Origin of the sequence: Streptomyces sp. NPDC001380 (assembly GCF_042895785.1) — a bacterium.
GTDB lineage: Bacteria > Actinomycetota > Actinomycetes > Streptomycetales > Streptomycetaceae > Peterkaempfera.
In genome coordinates, this window is record NZ_JBIAWP010000067.1 from 1 (window position 1) to 1,166 (window position 1,166).

At 71.7% G+C, this 1,166-nt stretch carries 1 protein-coding gene; it reads right to left on the reverse strand.

What is annotated here, in order from left to right:
• On the reverse strand, window positions 1–1,166 hold a 1,166-nt coding region (locus tag ACFY07_RS28545), incomplete at both ends, for an ABC transporter substrate-binding protein (RefSeq protein ID WP_390872437.1).

Consider the following 1,166-nt stretch of genomic DNA (forward strand, 5'->3'; position numbering starts at 1 on the left):
GCCTTGGCGGCGTCGGCCTCGAGCTGCTTCTGCGCGCCGGCGACGTCCTTGGGGTGGGCGAGGAAGTCCTGCAGGTCCTTCCACTCCCCGGCGCCCTTGGTGCCGCCGAAGGCCGCCGGCGCCTGGTCGGACATGTCGAACCGGAAGTCGTCACCCGCGTCCACCAGCGACTTGGCGATGCCGCGCGCGGTGTCGTTCGGGTACGCCGACAGGTCCAGCGCCTTGTTCGGGGACAGGAACCCGCCCTGCGCGGCGGCCACCGCGGCCGCCTCCGGGGAGGCCAGGTACCGCAGCAGCGCCTGCGCCGCGGGGGTGTCCTTCATCGCCACCGCCACGTCGCCGCCGCTGACCACCGGCGCCTTGCCGCCGTCCACCGCCGGGAAGGGGAAGAACCGCGCGTCCTGGCCGACCTTCGCCTTGGTCTCGCTGGCGATGTTCACCGCCACGAAGTCGCCCTCGTAGACCATGCCCGCCTTCGGCGGCTCGGCGAAGGTCTGGTCCACCGAGGCCGGGAACTCGGTCTGCAGCGCGCCCTTGGCGCCGCCGGCGATCAGGGTGTCCTTGCCGAAGAGCTGCCCCAGGGTGGTCAGCGCCCTGCCGACCGAGGGGTCGGTCCACTTGACCTCGTGCCGGGCGAGCCTGTCGTACATCTGCGGGCCGGCCTGGGAGAGGTAGACGTTCTCGAACCAGTCGGTCAGGGTCCAGCCGTCCGCGCCGCCGACCGAGACCGCGGGGGTGCCGGAGTCGGAGACGGTCTGCGCGGCGGTGAGGAACTCCGCCCAGGTCTTCGGCGGCGTCACGCCGGCGTCCTGCAGGACCTTGGTGTTGTACCAGACGGTGGACTTGTTGGCGGCCTTGAAGTAGACGCCGTACTGCTTGCCCTGCCAGGCGCCCAGGTCCTTCCAGCCCTTGGCGTAGTTCTTCGCCAGCGCGGCGTCCACCTCGGCGGAGACCGGCTTGAGCCACCCGGCCTTCGCGAACTGCTGCAGCACCCCGACCTGGGGCAGGAACGCCACGTCCGGCGCGGCGCCGCCCTGCACCTTGCTGCCCAGGAACGCCGAGACGTTGTCGCCGGTGGGCACGTACGTCGCCGTCGCGCCGGTGCGCTTCGCGAAGTCGTCCAGCACCTTCTTGAACGTCGCCTGCTCCGGACCCGTCCAGATCGC